At 67.8% G+C, this 786-nt stretch carries 1 protein-coding gene and 1 pseudogene; one reads left to right on the top strand and one right to left on the bottom strand.

The features are described 5' to 3' along the window. A pseudogene (locus ACXJKR_RS33910) lies at positions 1–555 on the top strand (hypothetical protein); the annotation flags it as partial. Here ACXJKR_RS33910 and ACXJKR_RS33905 read toward each other — a convergent pair. Next, positions 552–786 (bottom strand): hypothetical protein (locus tag ACXJKR_RS33905; RefSeq protein WP_457326602.1); only part of this gene is annotated, 235 nt, incomplete at its 5' end. The pseudogene ACXJKR_RS33910 and the gene ACXJKR_RS33905 sit on opposite strands and share 4 nt — an antisense overlap.

Genomic DNA, 786 nt, shown 5'->3' with positions numbered 1-786 from the left:
ACCAAGGAGACGGCGGCACCCGCCGAAAAGCCGCGTTGGCAGCCCAAAGGTGAATGGAAGCCGAAGGGGGAATGGAAAGGCAAAGGCGACTGGAAGTCGCGCCGCGATGCCGAGCCTCGCCCCGCCGGTCCGCGGGTTACGCCGGCGACCGCCGCCGACCACGCCACCCGACTCTTGCTGCAGCACAGCGAGCTCTGGGACAGCCTGCCCGACGAGGACCGCGTCCTGCTGCACGACCTGCCCGGCGGCCATGGCGAACTCGTCCATTGGCTGGAGCGCCACCTGACCCACCACGGCGCCAGCCCCTGGGCCGTCGTCCAGGCTGGCCTGGCGGCGGAGGGCCATGCGGAGGCCGTGCATCGGCTGGTGCGCAGCGTGCAGGAACTGGGCATCGAGGAGTCCGACCCGGCTGGCGACCTCGCCAGCGCGATCACCGCGCTGCGGTCCCGAGCCCCTGCCGCGTTGCCCGGCGGCAGCGGCGCCACCGACGAGGAACGGCGCCTGGCGCTGGAGGCGTTGGCCCGGTTGCGCGAGCGCCATGGCGTGCAAAGCTAGGGTTTACCTGTCACAGTTTTGCAATTCGGCCGCAAATGGCTGATAATCTTGCGTTTTCCGCGCGCGTCAACAAGAGTGACGGCAGAGAGATGCCGGCCCCGGCCACCCAGCGACACTGGGTAACCCATCAGGGTTTTAATGGCCAAAACATCCGCCAGCTCTGCATACCAAACGATCACGCCAGCTTGTTCGCGCCACGCCAGGGTCCCTCGATCACTCGCTGATTGATAC

It is taken from the genome of Roseateles sp. P5_E11 (genome assembly GCF_054049355.1).
This window is presented reverse-complemented; position numbering and strand designations above follow the sequence as displayed.